Consider the following 15,406-nt stretch of genomic DNA (forward strand, 5'->3'; position numbering starts at 1 on the left):
ACTCCCGGGCGGGGGTTACTCGAACAGGGCATCGATACGCGCGGCACAGATGAAGTCGTTCTCGCTCAGGCCGCCGATGGCATGGGTCGAGAATTCCACCGCGCAGCGGTTGAAGCCGACGGCCATGTCGGGATGGTGATCCTCGACATGGGCAATCCAGGCCACGGCGTTCACGAAGGCCATGGTCTCGTGGAAGTTCTTGAACTTGAAACTGCGCTGGATGCTCTTGCCCGGCTCGTCGATGCCCCAGCCGTCATGCAGTTGCTTAAGGGCGCGCTCCGCGTCCTCCCGCGGCATCGGGTCGGTGAAGCCCTCGCAGGACTGGCAGTGCTTGCTCTTGAGATCACTCATCGAACTGGTAGTACTCCGCGTTGAGATAGGCGACCACGGCGTTGACTTCGTCGTCGAACCAGTTGGTGCCAAGGTTGACGTTGCAGTTGTTGACCTGGGCGACCAGTTCGTCGTGCGAGCCGACCATGCGGTTGTCGCGGGTGTACAGCCCGGAGCCGTCGCCTCCGACCATGTCGGCATGGCAACTGATGCAGTTGTCGCTGTGCAGGTCCTGTCCTACGCGGATGTCGTCGGCCAGGGCCGTGCTCGCGCCGCCCAGGCTCAGCGCGAGCACGGTCGCGGCGGTGGCAATGCTGGTATGGGTATGTCGCATGCTTCCCTCCTTGTGGCGGGGGTTTGGGCCCGTGGTCACGAGCCTTGCAACCATGATGATAGACTCCTGCGACAGATGAAAGGGCAGCCAGCATGCAGGCGTGGGCTGTCCGCCAAGGAGGCACAAGATGGCCGTGAATGCCGAGAACCTGGTCTGGATCGACCTCGAAATGACGGGGCTGGAGCCGCAGACCGACCGCATCCTGGAGGTGGCCACCATTGTCACCGACAAGGAACTGAACATCCTCGCCGAGGGGCCGGTCATCGCGATCTACCAGCCGGCGGAGGTCCTGGAGGCGATGGACGAGTGGAACCAGCGCACCCACGGGACCTCGGGGCTGATCGAGCGTGTGCGCAACAGTTCGTCGGAGACCCGGGATGCGGAACAGGAGACCCTGGAGTTTCTGGCGCAGTACGTGCCGAAGGGGGCCTCGCCGATGTGTGGCAATTCGATTTGCCAGGATCGGCGCTTCATGGCGCGGTTGATGCCGGAGCTGGAGCAGTACTTCCACTACCGCAACCTGGATGTCTCGACGCTGAAGGAGCTCGCGCGGCGCTGGGCGCCGGATGTGATCGCGCAGTTGCGCAAGAATGCTTCGCATCAGGCGCTGCAGGATATCCGCGACTCGATCGACGAACTCCGCCTGTATCGCGAGCGCTTTATCCAGCTGCCGCCGGCCTCGCAGCACTGATCTGCGAAGTTTGCGGGGGCTTCGTTCGGCCGCCTGCCTTGTAGTGGCTGGGCCTGGTTCGGCATCGGGTGTTTACGGTGGCTTCGGTCCGCCGCCTGCCGTGCGCTGACTCGCCAGCGCGCCGCGAGGTACTTCTTTGCTCGTGCAAAGAAGTACCCAAGAAACACGCCCGACTGCCGCGACCCCGGCCCGCTGTGCGGGCCGGGGCTGCCCTCGCTCCGAGGGTTTTCGCGGGCGGCGCTGAACTCGCTACGCTGCGCTTCGCTCAGACATCCAGCGCCCCCGTTTCTATTTAGAATCGTCCCGCGAAAACCCTCTCCACTCGGCGCGACGACAACGGGGGGGATCAAGGTCAAGACAACGGCCGTCCCGACGGTCGCGCTATTGGTCGAAGGCTGGGTCTTCCGACACCTGGGCACGCTCGGCCGTTGGCCGTTGCGTGCCGCGCCCGCGAGCGGGCGCCTGGGGCTTTCGGACGGCGATGCGCAAGGTTAGGCAGGGATGTTGGGATGTCTCCTGTTTTGACCTTACTCCCCCGTATGGAGCCCCTCGCGGAGGGCGTGATGGGCCGGGAGAAGGCGCTGGATGTCTGAGCGGAGCCGAAGGCGCAGCGAGTTCAGCGCCGCCGGCCCAGCACGCCCGGAGCGAGGTTCCCGGGCGAAATCCGGGTGCCCTTCTTTGGGTCCTTTCTTGGGCAAGCAAGAAAGGACCTCGCGGCGCGCTGGCGAGTCAGCGCCGGGCAGTATGCGGACCGGAGCCACCGTAAACACCGAGCGACGAACCAGGGCCAGCCACAACAAGGCAGGCGGCCGAACGAAGCCACCGTTACCAGCGAACGACGAACCAGGCCCGGATCGTCGTAGGCCCCCGCGCTTGGCGGATTAGCCGCGCGGCTTGAAGCCGGGCGGATGGCGCGCGATCCAGGCGACAAAGTCGCGGATCACCGGCTCGGTCAGCAGTGCGTCGCGTGTGTTCAGGCGCTCGGCCAGGACCTGCTCGTCGAAGTGCTTGTGAATGTGATCGTGGCAGGGACGACAGACCCAGAGAATGCGACCCTCGCGCTCCGCGCGGCTGAAGCGCCGCCGGATGCGCTTGCGCCGGTGCTGCTTGCGCGGAATCAGATGGTGGCGTGTCAGCGTATCCATCCGGCGCCCGCACAGCTCGCATCCGTGCGGTGGGCTGCCGTCGGGAGGGCCGGATCCGTTCACGGCGTCTGCTGGCGGAGGCGACAGCGCGGCGGCGGCCGGGCGATAGCATAGTCGGGCTCGGCCAGGTCCATCAGACAGGGCGCCCCCTGCGGGTCGACAATGCGCGTGGCGATGGCGCGGATCGCATCGCCACGCAAGCCGGCCTCGCGGACCTGGCGGCTGGCGACGGGCTGCCATTCGCCGTCGCGTTCCTCCGCGATCTCGAAGCCGAAGGGGAAGTAGCCGGGGGCGCCCAGACGCAGGTCGGTGACGACCAGCCGGTCGGGTTCGTCGTCTCGCTCCGCACGATGGAAACGCAGGAAGTCGCCGGCGAACCACTGCAGACGTTGCCCGTCCTCCAGGGCCAGCGCGGCATCCTCCAAATGGGCGCCGCGCTCGAAGACCTCGAAGTCCGGCCGGATGGGCTGATCGAGGATGCCGACCCAGGCCTCCAGGAAGTGGCCGTCGTCGATGACGGTGACGCGCCAAAGGAGCAGGTTGAACGGGGTGGGCTGGATCATGCGCGGCTGGTCCTGCAGGTCCATTGCGATCAGCGTGGGCTGGATGCGATGGTCGAGCCAGGCCTTCAGCGCGAGACCGGAACCGGCGTAGGCGGTGGACAGCACGAGTCCGGCGACCAGCAGGCGTGGCGCGAAACGGTAGAACAGGGCACCGATGGCCGCGACCAGCAGCGGCAGGGTGTATAGCGGGTCGATCACGAAGATCGAGCCCGTGGACAGGGGGCCGACCGGCAGCGGCCAGAACACCTGGGTGCCGTAGGTGGTCAGCAGGTCATTCATCGAGTGTGTGGCCCAGATCAGGAAGAAGAACAGCCACCAGCGGCCAAAGCCGATCTCCCGCGTCGCCGGGACCTTCGCCAGCAGCCCCGCGACACCGGTGGCCACCAGCAGCTGTACCAGCCAGGAGTGGGTAAAGCCCCGGTGGTGGATGAACTCGGATACCGCGTCCCCGTAAGCTATGAACGCATCCAGGTCGGGCAGCAGCGCAACGCCGGCCCCCAGCACTACGGCCTTGCGCCCCAGGCGGGAGCCGAGGACGAGGCCGCCGATCACGGCACCGAGACTGGCGTGGGTAACGGGATCCATGCGTGATCATTCCTTCATTCAGAGGCTCGACGATTACCGAGCCTGCGACCGGGCCGCGGGGCGCGAGTTCGGGCGATCAAACCAGAGCGGTGGACATGACTCAAGCCACAGGGGCGAAAGACTGGCGTTTCTGGGTGGACCGGGGCGGGACGTTCACCGACCTGGTCGCGCGTGATCCGACGGGGCGGCTGCATACCCGCAAGTTGCTGTCCGATAACCCGCAGGCGTATGCCGATGCGGCGGTACAGGGGATGCGCGACCTGCTCGGCGTCGATCCTGGCGCGCCGATCCCCGAGGGGGTGATCCACGAGGTGCGCATGGGGACCACAGTGGCCACCAACGCTTTGCTCGAGCGCAAGGGGGAGCGCACTCTGCTGGTGATCACCGAGGGGCTGGAGGACGCCCTGGCGATCGGGCACCAGGCGCGGCCGGAGCTCTTCGCGCGGGCCATTCGGCTGCCGTCGCCGGTGTATGCCCGCGTGGAACCGGTGCGCGAGCGGGTGAACGCGGCCGGCGAGGTCCTCCAGGCGGTGGATCTCGAGGCCCTGCGGCCGCGCCTGCAGGCGGCCCTGAATGACGGGATTCGCGCCGTGGCCGTGGTCTGTGTGCATGGCTATCGCTATCCGGCGCACGAGCAGGCCGTCGCGGCGCTCGCCCGCGAGATGGGCTTTGCCGAGGTGGCGACCAGCCACGCGACCAGCCCGCTGATCAAGCTGGTGCCGCGCGGCGAGACCACGGTGGTGGATGCCTATCTGTCACCGGTGCTGGGCCGTTACGTGGAGCAGGTCAGCTCGGAACTGGGCGATGTGCCGCTGCGCTTCATGCAGTCGCATGGCGGGCTGGTGGATGCGGCGCGGTTTCGCGGGCGTGACGCGATCCTTTCGGGGCCGGCCGGCGGGATCGTCGGAGCGCTGAAGACCGCCGCGCCGCTCGGCTTCGAGCGCCTGATTACTTTCGATATGGGCGGGACTTCCACGGACGTCGCGCATCTGGCCGGCGAGCTCGAACGCCGCCAGGAGAGCGAGGTGGCCGGTGCCCGCCTGCGCGTGCCGATGCTGGACATCCACACCGTCGCGGCGGGCGGCGGCTCGGTTTGTCGCTTCGACGGCATCCGCCTGCGGGTCGGGCCGGAGTCGGCCGGGGCGCAGCCGGGGCCGGCCTGCTATGGCCAGGACGGGCCGCTGACGGTGACCGACTGCAACGTTCTGCTGGGGCGCCTGCGTCCCGAGTATTTTCCGGCGGTGTTCGGCCCCGGGCGCGACCGGCCGCTGGATCCGGAACCGGTCCGCCGACAGTTCGATGCGCTGGTGGAGGCCGTCCGTTCCGCGACCGGGGAGGCGGCGACGCCGGAAGGGCTGGCCGAGGGGCTGTTGCAGATTGCGGTGGAGCACATGGCCCAGGCCATCAAGACCATCTCGGTGCAGCGCGGCCACGATGTGTCGCGCTACGCCCTGGTGTGTTTCGGCGGCGCGGGCGGGCAGCATGCCTGCCGGGTGGCGGAGCAGCTGGGCATGGAACACATCCTGTTCCATCCGCTGGGCGGGGTGCTGTCGGCCTACGGCATGGGGCTGGGCGAGCTGCGCGCCCTGCGCGAGCGCAGCCTGGAATGGCCGCTGGACGAGGCGCATGCCGAGGCGATCGGTGCGGCGCTGGAGGATCAGGCCGGCGCGGCGATCGCGGCTCTGACGGAGCAGGGCGTGGCCGCGGACGCCATGCGCATCGAGCGGCGTCTGCATCTGCGGCTGGCGGGGTCGGATACCGCGCTGGAGGTGCCGGCCGGTTCGCCCGCGGCACTGATGGAGGCCTTCGCCACGGCCTGGCGCGGGCGGTACGGGTTCGCGCCGCCGGATCGTCCGCTGGTCGTGGCGGTTGCGGCGGCCGAGGCGATCGCGACCGGGGGTGAGGCGGCGGATACGTCGATCCCGCTACAGGGGGCGCGCGAGGCGCCCGCTCCGGAGACGGATACGATCACGATGGTGGTGGCGGGCGAGCGGCGCGACGTACCGCTGTACCGGCGCGAGGACTTGAGCCCGGGGATGACCCTGGCGGGTCCCGCGCTGGTGATCGAGACCACCGCGACTCTGGTGCTGGAGCCGGGCTGGCACGGCCGGGTCGAGCACGAAGGGACGCTGCGGCTCGTGCGCGAGGGCGGTGCCGAGCGGCGCGGGCAACCGGCCGTCGAGGACCCGGATACGATCCCGCGCGATCCCGTCCTGCTGGAGGTCTTCAACCACCGCTTCATGGCGATCGCCGATCAGATGGGCTTTACGCTGCGCAACACCGCGCACTCGGTGAACATCAAGGAGCGCCTGGATTTCTCCTGCGCGCTGTTCGACGCCCACGGCCAGCTGGTGGCCAATGCCCCGCACATGCCGGTGCATCTGGGGTCGATGGGGGCCAGCGTGCGCGCGGTGGTCGCGGCCGCGGGCGACGACCTCCGCCCCGGGGATGCCTGGGTGCTGAACGACCCCTACAACGGCGGGACCCATCTTCCGGACATCACGGTGGTCACGCCGGTGTTTGTCGGGCCGGGCGGCGCGGTGACCGAGGATTCGAAGGCCGAGGTGGCGGCCCCGGCATTTTTCGTGGCCTCGCGCGGGCACCATGCGGATGTCGGCGGCATCACCCCGGGGTCGATGCCGGCGTTCTCGCACCGGCTGGAGGAGGAGGGCGTGCTGATTGCCCCGACCCGCCTGGTCCGTGACGGGCGTTTTGCCACATCGCGTATCCGGACACTGCTGGGGTCGGGTGACTGGCCGGCCCGCAACCCGGATCAGAACCTGGCGGATCTGGAGGCCCAGGTGGCGGCCAATCGCAAGGGGCTGGAGGAGCTGGGCCGGCTGCTGGACGAGTATGGCGTGCCGACCGTCACGGCCTACATGCAGCACGTACAGGACAATGCCACCGAGGCGGTCGAGCGGCTGATCCCGAGTCTGGAGGGCGGTACGTTCCAATATGTGCTGGACAACGGCGCCGAGATTCAGGTGGCCGTCACGCGTGATCCGGGGGCGCGCCGCCTGCGGATCGACTTCGCGGGGACCTCGCCGGCCCGCGAGGACAATTTCAATGCCCCGGGCTCCATCGTGCGGGCGGCGGTGCTGTACGTGCTGCGCACGTTGCTGGAAGACGAGATCCCGCTGAATGATGGCTGCCTGGCGCCGGTGGACCTGGCGATCCCGGAGGGCTGCCTGCTGAATCCGTTGCCGCCCGCCGCCGTGGTCGCCGGGAACGTCGAGACCTCGCAGGTGGTGACCGATGCGCTGTTCGGGGCCCTGGGCGTGCAGGCCGCGGCTCAGGGCACGATGAACAACCTGACCTTTGGCGATGCCGGGCGGCAGTACTACGAGACGATCGCCGGCGGTGCCGGGGCCGGTCCCGGGTACGAAGGGGCCAGCGCCGTACAGACGCACATGACCAACTCCCGCCTGACCGACCCCGAGGTGCTGGAGAGTCGTTTCCCGGTGCGGGTGGAGCGATTCGGCTATCGCCGGGGCTCCGGTGGCGCCGGGCAGTACCGCGGTGGCGATGGCGTGATCCGCCGACTGGGCTTCGATGCGCCGATGGAGGTGGTGCTGCTGGCCAACCGGCGCCGCGTGCCACCGTTCGGGCTGGCCGGGGGCGAGCCCGGGGCGCCGGGCGAGGACGTGATCCTGCGCGCCGATGGCGGCCGCGAGCCGCTGGCGGGCTGTGACCGCCGCGCCGTGGGCCCGGGCGATGCAGTGGAGATCCATACGCCTGGCGGGGGCGGCTACGGTCCCAGCTAGCCCTGATGTTTCATAAATACGTGCGATCATCGCTTCGGCGCGGCGCGCCGCGATGACGGGAAACCGCCCGCTGGGTCATTGCGAGGCGCCGCAGGCGCCGTGGCAATCTCCCGTTTCTCGCCCGGCGTCAGCGCACGTTCAATCCCAGCGCTGAGGTACGCGCTGGATCTCGTCGGTGTCGTAGCCCAGTTCGTCGAGGCGGGCGAGGATGGCCTGGTAGTCCTCCTCGGCCATCTCCGGTTCGCGTGCCATGATCCAGACGTAGTCGCGCTTGCTGCGGCCGATCACGGTCTGGCTGTAATCCTCGTCGAGGTAGACGATCAGGAACTCGGCCTTGAATGGCCACAGAAAGCGCATGCCCCATTCGGCGTTGTCCTCGCTCTTCACGAAGCCGGTGGGGTTGTATTCGCGGCGCGGGCCGTCGAAGCCGCCCTTGTTGAACGAGAAGGTGGTGGCAATGGTGCCGTCCTCGTTGAGGGCGTACTGCTCCAGGGCGTTATAGGCGTCGCGCTCGAGGAAGGTCGGGATGTTGGCGATCACGTACCAGTCGCCCATGTAGCGGTCGAGATCCACTTGATCCACGGTGGGCATCTTCTGCGGGGTGCTGCATCCGGTCATCAGGATCCCCAGTACCAGGCCCGCGCAAAGGGCCGCCAGTGAGCGTGTCATCGTCGTCTTCCCGGGTGGCGTCGGGAAATGGACCACGGGGGCGTGAAAAAGGTCCGGCCCGGCGACGGATTCCCCGGAGGGGCGGGCCTCAGGCGGTCTGACCGAGGCGCTGGTCCATCAGGTGGTCGAACAGGGATTCCTCGGGGATGATCTGGGCGCGTCCGCTGCGGAATTCATGGGCCAGTCCCTGAATGCTGTGCTGGCGCTTGGCGCGGCCGGCGGCATCGGTGAACAGCAGCCGTCCGGCGTGACTGCCGCGCCAGACCAGCTTCATCCGGGTGACCTTGGTGCCCGCAGGCGAGGTGAACTGGATCCAGGTGCCGGAAACCAGGTTGTCGGCGTATTCGACGTGCTCGTCGTCGTGATCGCGCATCAGGGACGGGTCGTCGTCGGCATGACGCGGCGAGGTGCCGAACACCGAGCTCGACCGGCTGCCGGCCCGTTTCCGGGCCTGTTCCATGCGCTCGTCTGCGGCCGCCGTTTCGTCGGACGACCCGGTCGCTGGACTGGTGTCGGGCTTGGTCGGCTCGGCGGGCGTGGAGCGGCGTTTTCCGGCGGCCACCAGGTGGGCACTGACCAGGTCCTGCTTGATGCGGGCCCGTTCCTCCTTGGACAGGGGGGCCTTGTCGAGAAAGGCGCGGATGCGGGCCAGGAGGGGGGCCGAGGCCTGAAAATCCGGCTCGGCCTGCATCAGGGCCAGGAGTTCGTGCAGCAGGGCCATGCCGTCGTTGTCGGCCTCCGTGTCGCCTGCGGCTTCGGCTCCGGTGCTTTCGCTCCCATCCCCGGCATCTGTCTCCGCCGTCTTTTGCGCGGTCATCAGCGGGACCCAGGCATCCATCAGCTGCTCGCGGGCCTCGTCCGGGATGTCCTGCCCCATGGAGATCACGGTGCGCTCGACCGTGGATTCCACGTTGTAGGTGATCTCCAGCGTGCGTTCTTCCTGTTGCGCCTCGGCCTGTTCACTGGCTGCCTGATGGGCGATCTGTTCCTCGACTTCGGCGAGGTCGTCCCGCAGTCGCGCGAGCGCCTGGTCGTAGGCGTCGCTGTCGCCAAGGCCCTCGTTGCGCACGCGTTCCACGTTCTCGAAGACCAGACGGCTAAGCGGCAGCTGGCGAGCCTCGTCCAGCGGCAGGTCGGGGTCGATGCGCAGGGCGATGTTCAGCAGCAGCCCGGTCATTTGCCGCGCGGGGTGGCCGCGGTCACGGAAAAAGTGCGTCTCGCGCATGGCGATCCGTACCAGCGGGAGCTGGAGATCCGACAGCGGTTCGCGCAACGCGGGATTGAGGTCGTCGCGCTTCAGGATCATGTCGAACAGGCCCTGAAGCAGGTCCATCACGAAGGGTTCCAGGGTGCTGGGCGAGGCACTGTTCAGCACGGTGGTGACCGCATCCGCCGGCGAGCCGTAACCAGCCCCGGCCGCTGGCGCCCCTCCGGCGGCCGCGACGACCTGGCCGGCGACCGGGACCTGGTAGCCGAACTGCGCCCAGTTGCCCGCGGCGCCGGCGGCGGGCGCAGTCGCACCCGCACCCGCACCCGCACCCGCAGGTGGCGGTCCGCCACCGCCGGGAGCACCCTGCGGCACGGGACCCGTCGCCGTGGCCGCGCCCGGATGGGGGCGGGTGCCGGCCCGTGCCTCGGGCACCGTGAAACCCGCATCGCGGAAGGCCTGCAGCAGCGCCTGCATTTCCGGCTGCAGTTCCCGGACCACGTCGCGGTCGAACCAGTGCAGCAGGAGCAGGCAGTCTTCCGGCGGCAGGGGCACGGCCTCGAGCGCTTCCAGGAAGGCCTCGCCCAGGGCATGCGGGTGCCACGGGGCGTCCTCGGGCGCGGGCGCCAGGTGGTAATCCCGAGTGACGGTCTCCAGGGCATCGATCTCCGCCGCCATCACCGAGCGCGCGCCGGTGACCAGCTTGCGCAGGGCCACCTCGCGCTCGGTATCGGCGGCGTCCATCAGGCTCAGTTCGTGCTCGCCCGCCGCCTCGGTGTTGTCGGCATCCTCGGGTGTGACTGCATTGTGAAGTCGGTCACGAAAATGCTGGAGGATGGCGGCGCTGGCCATGCGGATCTGGCGCGACAGGGCGAGGTTCTGGGCCGCGCGCTGGGAGTCGATCGCGCGCTCGGAGGCCTCCATCAGGCGGTCGTCGAGTTCGCCCAGAAAGGTCTCGAGGCGCGTCTGGACGCCCTTGGAGAAGGGGCCCCAGACGCGATGCAGGGTTCGGGCCGGAATCCGGTGACGTTGCGCCATGATCGCTGTGTATCTGGTCCAGGCCCCAATCTAGCACCCCTGCGGCTTCGGGTGTGACCGTCCTTGGTGTCTCGATGTGTGTCGGTCGTGGAACCGCCCGCGGATACCCGGGTCAACCTTGCATCGACGCGGGGGACCTTCATTCATGCAGCAGATGATCGAGTGGGCGGAGCAGGGACGACTGCCGGATACGTTTGTGCGCGCGGGCATTCGTCGCCTGCTGGCCGAACGCTTGCGCGAAAGCGGTGCGCCGGCCGAGGAGGCGATGGAACGGCGCTATGCGCTGATCGAGGCGATGCGCAAGGCGCCCGTGGCGTTGTCGACCGAGGTGGCGAACGAGCAGCACTACGAGGTGCCCACCGAGTATTTCGAGCGCTGTCTGGGGCCGTGGCTGAAATACTCCTGTGCCTGGTGGCCCGACGGTGTGAATGACCTGCGTGCGGCCGAGGCGGGCATGCTGCAACTGACCTGCGAGCGGGCCGGTCTGGAGAACGGTCAGCAGGTGCTGGAGCTTGGTTGTGGCTGGGGGTCGCTGTCCCTGTGGATGGCGGAGCAGTATCCGCAGTCCCGCATTGTGTCGGTGTCCAATTCCGCGACCCAGCGGGCCTCCATCGAGGCGCGCCGGGATGCACGCGGACTGGACAACCTGACGATCGTGACCGCCGACATGAATGACTTTGCCCCGGAGCAGACGGGGTTCGACCGGGTGGTCTCGGTGGAGATGTTCGAGCACATGCGCAACTGGCCGGAGCTGCTGCGGCGCATTTCGACCTGGCTGCGACCGGGCGGACAGTTCTTCATGCATGTATTCGCCCATCGCGAGTTTGCCTACCTCTTCGAGAGCGAGGGCGCCCACGACTGGATGGGTCAGTACTTCTTCCGCGACGGGCTGATGCCGGCGGACGACCTGGCGCGGCACTTCCAGGACGACCTGCGGGTGGTCCGCCAGTGGCGGGTGAACGGCCAGCACTACGCGCGCACCCTGAACGCCTGGCTGAGCCGCCAGGACGCCGCGCGGGACGAGCTGATGCCGCTGTTCGAGCAGACCTACGGGAAGCAGGACGCGGCGCTGTGGTTCCAGCGCTGGCGCATGTTCTACATGGCCTGCGCCGAATTGTTCGATTATCGCGGTGGCAACGAGTGGTTCGTGTCGCACGTCCTCTTCCGGCGGCCCGAGGCCTGACGCGTGGGGGGCTGGATGCTGTTCCTCGCCGGGCTGGCCGCGGCGCTGCTCCTGATGACGGGGGTCTGGGCGGCAAGTGTCGCCCGCCGCGATGCCAGCCTGGTGGATCGCTACTGGGGGCTGGGCTTCGTGCTGGTCACGCTGGTGTGGTGGGGGCTGTCCGGCTGGCCGCCGCAGGGGCTGTGGATCGTGATCCCGGTGCTGCTGTGGGGTGTGCGTCTGTCCGCCTTCATCACCTGGCGCAACTGGGGTCATGGCGAGGACGGGCGCTACACCGACATGCGCGCCGGTCGCAGCGACACGGCCTTCGCCGCCCGCAGCCTGGTGACGATCTTCTGGCTGCAGGGGGCCCTGGTGGCCGTGATCGGCCTGCCGATGCTGGCGGTGATACAGGCCGATGGCCTGTGGTGGCCGCTGGCTGTCGCCGGGCTTCTGGCCTGGGCCGTCGGGTTGTGGTTCGAGGCGGTGGCCGATGCCCAGATGGCGCGCTTTCGCCGCGATCCGGGTAACCGTGGGCAGGTGATGGATCGCGGGCTTTGGCGCTACAGCCGCCATCCCAACTACTTCGGCGAGATCGTCGTCTGGGTCGGGTTCGGCCTCTTGGCCCTGGCCGCCGGGGGCTGGTGGGCCGTCCCGTCGGCGGTGGTGATGATCCTGCTGATCCTGCGTGTGTCCGGCGTCACGTTGCTGGAACGACGCCTGCACAAATCGCGTCCCGGGTACGCGGACTACGTGCGGCGCACCAACACGCTGATCCCGGGTCCGCCACGCCCCTGAACTGCGGGTGGCAACGGGCCCGGATCCCTTGCCGTGCTTTCCCCCTCCGCGCTATAAAGCGCACGTCCCGCCGGGCGGTTTCGCCGCCGGGCGCAGCCTTCATTGATGCAGCCAACCGCGAGCGAGTCGATCGATCCAATGAGTGCGACCCCGAGTTCCGTCCAGGCCATTGAGCTGAAAGGGCGCATGATGCTGGTCTCCGTGCTGCGCGTGTACCAGACCGATCCGCAGGTCCTGGGCGAGGTGCTGGCGGCGCGGCGCGAGCAGGCCCCGGAGTTGATGCGCGACATGCCGATCGTGCTCGATCTGGAGGCGGTGGCCGAGAGCCCGGAGTCGGATCTGCAGGCGACCATCGAGCGCGTGCGCGCCGAGGGCTTCAAGCTGATCGGGCTGCAGGCCGGCGAGGTCGCCGAGCGGCTGCAGAGCTATGCGGAACTGTTCGATGTCCTGCCGGTGCTGCAACTGGGCGGGCGCGGCGGTGCGCCCACCGGCGAGGTGTCGCTGGAGGACGAGACCCCGGCGCCCGAGCGGGCCGCCGAGGCGCAGGAGAAGAGCGCACCGGCCGAGGTCGCGGCCGTCCACAGTGCGACCCGTATCGTCGATCAGCCGGTGCGCTCCGGGCAGCAGATCTATGCCCGTGGCGGCGACCTGATCGTGACCGGCGCGGTCTCGCCGGGGGCCGAGTTGCTGGCCGACGGGCACATCCATGTACTGGGGCCGTTAAGAGGGCGTGCGCTGGCCGGGGTGCGTGGCCTGGTGACGGCGCGTATCTTCTGCCGGCGTCTGGATGCCGAGCTGCTGTCCATCGCCGGGCACTACCGGATCGCCGAGGACATCACGGAAGCCGAGCGTGGCGAGAATCGGCTGGTGACACTGGACGGCGAAAGCCTCAAGATCGCGGAGATCTGAACGGCGGCCCGAAGGGTGGCCGGCCACGACATGACAGGAACCCGTCCGCCTGTCCCCGGCACCGCCGGGTACCGGCAAGACGACAAGGAGCTGCAGCCAACATGGCACGTATCGTAGTGATTACCTCGGGCAAGGGCGGGGTGGGCAAGACCACCACCTCGGCCGCGATTGCCACCGGCCTGGCCCTGCGCGGCCACAAGACCGCCGTGATCGACTTTGACGTGGGTCTGCGCAACCTCGACCTGATCATGGGGTGCGAGCGGCGCGTGGTGTACGACTTCGTCAACGTGATCAACGGCGACGCCAACCTGAAGCAGGCCCTCATTCGCGACAAGCGGGTGGACAACCTGTACATCCTCCCGGCCTCCCAGACCCGCGACAAGGACGCCCTGACCCAGGACGGCGTGGAGCGGGTGCTGAACGAATTGTCCGAGGATTTCGAGTACATCGTCTGTGACAGCCCGGCCGGCATCGAGCGTGGCGCCCTGATGGCTGCGTACTTCGCCGACGAGGCGATCGTGGTGACCAACCCCGAGGTCTCCTCGGTGCGCGACTCCGACCGCATCCTGGGGATCCTGGCGAGCAAGACACGCCGGGTGGAGCAGGGCGGCGAACCGATCGAGGGCAAGCTGCTGCTGACGCGCTATTCGGCCGAGCGCGCCGAACGTGGCGAGATGCTGAGCATCGAGGACGTCGGCGAGATCCTCGCGATCGAACTGCTCGGCGTGATCCCGGAATCCCAGGCGGTGCTGAATGCCTCCAACGCCGGGCAGCCGGTGGTGCTGGACGAGGAATCCGATGCCGGGCAGGCCTACCAGGACGCCGTGGATCGGTTCCTGGGCGAGGAACGTCCGCTGCGCTTTGTCGACGTACCGAAGAAGGGCTTCTTCGGGCGCCTGTTCAAGGGGTGATCATGGGGATCTTCGATTACTTCCGCCAGCCGCGGCAGAAGAGCGCGAGTGTCGCCAAGGAACGCCTGCAGATCATCGTGGCGCGCGAGCGCGCGGCGCGTTCCGGGCCCGATTACCTCCCGGCGATGCAGCAGGAACTGCTCCAGGTGATCCGCAAGTATGTGCAGGTCGACGACGACGCGGTGCAGATGAACGTGGATCGCGAGGGGGACTGCGAGGTCCTCGAGCTGAACATCACCCTGCCGGACGACAAGGAATAGCACGATGAAAGTGCTCATCACCGGCTCGGCCGGATTCATCGGCAGCGCGCTGAGCCTGCGCCTGCTGGAGCGCGGCGACGAGGTGATCGGCGTCGACAACCTGAACGACTACTACGACGTCTCGCTCAAGGAGGCGCGCCTGGCGCGCACCCAGGACCACCCGAACTATACCGAGGTGCGCGAGGACATCGCCGACCGTGCCGCGATGGAGCGGGTATTCCGCGAGCACCGCCCGCAGCGGGTGGTGAACCTGGCGGCCCAGGCCGGGGTGCGCTACTCGCTGGAGAACCCGGCGGCCTATGTCGACACCAACCTGGTCGGTTTCGGCAACATCCTGGAGGGCTGCCGCCACAACGGCGTGGAGCACCTGGTCTACGCCAGCTCCAGCTCGGTCTACGGCGCCAACACCACCATGCCGTTCTCGGTGCACGACAACGTCGACCATCCGCTGTCGCTCTACGCCGCGAGCAAGAAGGCCAACGAGCTGATGGCGCACACCTACAGCCATCTCTACGACCTGCCGGTCACGGGCCTGCGCTTCTTCACCGTCTACGGCCCCTGGGGCCGCCCGGATATGGCGCTGTTCCTGTTCACGAAGAAGATCCTGGCGGGCGAGCCGATCGACGTCTTCAACTACGGGCACCACCGGCGCGACTTCACCTATATCGACGACATCGTCGAGGGCGTGATCCGCACCCTGGATCACGTGGCGCCGCGCAACCCCGAATGGAGCGGGGCCGAGCCGGATTCCGCCACCAGTGCCGCGCCCTATCGGCTCTACAACATCGGCAACCACGAGCCGGTGGAGCTGATGCGCTACATCGAGGTGCTGGAGGACTGCCTGGGCCGGAAGGCCGAGAAGAACCTCCTGCCGCTGCAGCCGGGGGATGTGCCGGACACCTATGCCGATGTCGAGGCCCTGCGCGAGGATGTGGGCTATGCCCCGGCCACCCGCGTGGAAGACGGCATCGCCCGGTTCGTGGACTGGTATCGCGAGTACTACCGGGTCTGATTCCCGGGCGGGGCCTGCCGGATGGCGA

Annotated in this window: 14 protein-coding genes and 1 pseudogene; 9 read left to right on the top strand and 6 right to left on the bottom strand. The window is 68.3% G+C overall.

Annotation, left to right across the window (positions count from 1 at the left end; translation table 11 throughout):
- Positions 1 to 15 precede the first annotated feature (15 nt).
- Positions 16 to 351: a 4a-hydroxytetrahydrobiopterin dehydratase gene (locus D103_RS0106545; RefSeq protein WP_018876235.1), complete on the bottom strand. Its 336-nt coding sequence runs from the start codon at positions 349 to 351 to the stop codon at positions 16 to 18.
- The gene (locus tag D103_RS0106550; protein ID WP_018866558.1) at positions 344 to 664 is read right to left on the bottom strand and encodes a cytochrome c; all 321 of its coding nucleotides are present in this window, start codon (positions 662 to 664) and stop codon (positions 344 to 346) included. Before D103_RS0106550 ends, D103_RS0106545 begins: the two co-directional genes overlap by 8 nt.
- 127 nt (positions 665 to 791) lie before the next feature.
- Here D103_RS0106550 and orn point away from each other — a divergent pair, with 127 nt between their 5' ends.
- Entirely contained in the window at positions 792 to 1,355 is a 564-nt protein-coding gene (gene orn, locus D103_RS0106555) for an oligoribonuclease (protein ID WP_018866559.1), read from the top strand.
- A 384-nt stretch (positions 1,356 to 1,739) separates the two neighbouring features.
- A pseudogene (locus tag D103_RS14295) lies at positions 1,740 to 1,948 on the top strand (hypothetical protein).
- 288 nt (positions 1,949 to 2,236) lie between these two features.
- On the opposite strand, the gene D103_RS0106565 reads toward D103_RS14295, so the two are convergent.
- Positions 2,237 to 2,500, bottom strand: coding sequence for a hypothetical protein (locus D103_RS0106565; RefSeq protein WP_018866561.1), 264 nt, complete (start codon positions 2,498 to 2,500; stop codon positions 2,237 to 2,239).
- Between the two features lie 59 nt (positions 2,501 to 2,559).
- Complete coding sequence (locus D103_RS0106570) at positions 2,560 to 3,648, bottom strand: metal-dependent hydrolase (RefSeq protein WP_018876236.1); 1,089 nt, start codon at positions 3,646 to 3,648, stop codon at positions 2,560 to 2,562.
- A 95-nt stretch (positions 3,649 to 3,743) separates the two neighbouring features.
- Here D103_RS0106570 and D103_RS0106575 point away from each other — a divergent pair, with 95 nt between their 5' ends.
- Positions 3,744 to 7,412, top strand: a complete 3,669-nt coding sequence (locus tag D103_RS0106575) for a hydantoinase B/oxoprolinase family protein (RefSeq protein WP_026280286.1) — start codon at positions 3,744 to 3,746, stop codon at positions 7,410 to 7,412.
- 138 nt (positions 7,413 to 7,550) lie between these two features.
- Here the strand turns inward: D103_RS0106575 and D103_RS0106580 are convergent, their stop codons facing one another.
- Complete coding sequence (locus D103_RS0106580) at positions 7,551 to 8,081, bottom strand: lipocalin family protein (RefSeq protein WP_018876238.1); 531 nt, start codon at positions 8,079 to 8,081, stop codon at positions 7,551 to 7,553.
- An 88-nt stretch (positions 8,082 to 8,169) separates the two neighbouring features.
- Positions 8,170 to 10,326, bottom strand: coding sequence for a DUF1631 family protein (locus tag D103_RS0106585; protein WP_018876239.1), 2,157 nt, complete (start codon positions 10,324 to 10,326; stop codon positions 8,170 to 8,172).
- A 145-nt stretch (positions 10,327 to 10,471) separates the two neighbouring features.
- Here D103_RS0106585 and D103_RS0106590 point away from each other — a divergent pair, with 145 nt between their 5' ends.
- From D103_RS0106590 to D103_RS0106615, 6 genes are all read left to right on the top strand, one after another.
- Positions 10,472 to 11,509, top strand: a complete 1,038-nt coding sequence (locus D103_RS0106590; protein ID WP_018876240.1) for a cyclopropane-fatty-acyl-phospholipid synthase family protein — start codon at positions 10,472 to 10,474, stop codon at positions 11,507 to 11,509.
- 15 nt (positions 11,510 to 11,524) lie between these two features.
- On the top strand, positions 11,525 to 12,286 hold the full coding sequence (locus D103_RS0106595; protein ID WP_018876241.1) for a DUF1295 domain-containing protein: 762 nt from the start codon (positions 11,525 to 11,527) through the stop codon (positions 12,284 to 12,286).
- Between the two features lie 138 nt (positions 12,287 to 12,424).
- Positions 12,425 to 13,195, top strand: a complete 771-nt coding sequence (gene minC / locus D103_RS0106600; RefSeq protein WP_018876242.1) for a septum site-determining protein MinC — start codon at positions 12,425 to 12,427, stop codon at positions 13,193 to 13,195.
- Positions 13,196 to 13,296: 101 nt separating this feature from the next.
- Positions 13,297 to 14,106, top strand: coding sequence for a septum site-determining protein MinD (minD, locus tag D103_RS0106605; RefSeq protein WP_018876243.1), 810 nt, complete (start codon positions 13,297 to 13,299; stop codon positions 14,104 to 14,106).
- 2 nt (positions 14,107 to 14,108) lie between these two features.
- The gene (minE, locus tag D103_RS0106610; RefSeq protein WP_026142882.1) at positions 14,109 to 14,366 is read left to right on the top strand and encodes a cell division topological specificity factor MinE; all 258 of its coding nucleotides are present in this window, start codon (positions 14,109 to 14,111) and stop codon (positions 14,364 to 14,366) included.
- A gap of 4 nt (positions 14,367 to 14,370) precedes the next feature.
- Positions 14,371 to 15,378 carry an NAD-dependent epimerase gene (locus D103_RS0106615; protein ID WP_018876244.1) on the top strand — a complete coding sequence of 336 codons (1,008 nt, stop codon included), beginning with the start codon at positions 14,371 to 14,373 and terminating at the stop codon, positions 15,376 to 15,378.
- The last annotated feature ends 28 nt before the right edge of the window (positions 15,379 to 15,406 follow it).

It is taken from the genome of Thioalkalivibrio sp. ALE31, assembly GCF_000377405.1.
Lineage (GTDB): Bacteria > Pseudomonadota > Gammaproteobacteria > Ectothiorhodospirales > Ectothiorhodospiraceae > Thioalkalivibrio.

Coding starts and splice junctions, on each gene's coding strand:
- D103_RS0106545 (WP_018876235.1), bottom strand. CDS start 351: ATGAGTGATCTCAAGAGCAAGCACTGCCAGTCCTGCGAGGGCTTCACC.
- D103_RS0106550 (WP_018866558.1), bottom strand. CDS start 664: ATGCGACATACCCATACCAGCATTGCCACCGCCGCGACCGTGCTCGCG.
- orn (WP_018866559.1), top strand. CDS start 792: ATGGCCGTGAATGCCGAGAACCTGGTCTGGATCGACCTCGAAATGACG.
- D103_RS0106565 (WP_018866561.1), bottom strand. CDS start 2,500: ATGGATACGCTGACACGCCACCATCTGATTCCGCGCAAGCAGCACCGG.
- D103_RS0106570 (WP_018876236.1), bottom strand. CDS start 3,648: ATGGATCCCGTTACCCACGCCAGTCTCGGTGCCGTGATCGGCGGCCTC.
- D103_RS0106575 (WP_026280286.1), top strand. CDS start 3,744: ATGACTCAAGCCACAGGGGCGAAAGACTGGCGTTTCTGGGTGGACCGG.
- D103_RS0106580 (WP_018876238.1), bottom strand. CDS start 8,081: ATGACACGCTCACTGGCGGCCCTTTGCGCGGGCCTGGTACTGGGGATC.
- D103_RS0106585 (WP_018876239.1), bottom strand. CDS start 10,326: ATGGCGCAACGTCACCGGATTCCGGCCCGAACCCTGCATCGCGTCTGG.
- D103_RS0106590 (WP_018876240.1), top strand. CDS start 10,472: ATGCAGCAGATGATCGAGTGGGCGGAGCAGGGACGACTGCCGGATACG.
- D103_RS0106595 (WP_018876241.1), top strand. CDS start 11,525: ATGCTGTTCCTCGCCGGGCTGGCCGCGGCGCTGCTCCTGATGACGGGG.
- minC (WP_018876242.1), top strand. CDS start 12,425: ATGAGTGCGACCCCGAGTTCCGTCCAGGCCATTGAGCTGAAAGGGCGC.
- minD (WP_018876243.1), top strand. CDS start 13,297: ATGGCACGTATCGTAGTGATTACCTCGGGCAAGGGCGGGGTGGGCAAG.
- minE (WP_026142882.1), top strand. CDS start 14,109: ATGGGGATCTTCGATTACTTCCGCCAGCCGCGGCAGAAGAGCGCGAGT.
- D103_RS0106615 (WP_018876244.1), top strand. CDS start 14,371: ATGAAAGTGCTCATCACCGGCTCGGCCGGATTCATCGGCAGCGCGCTG.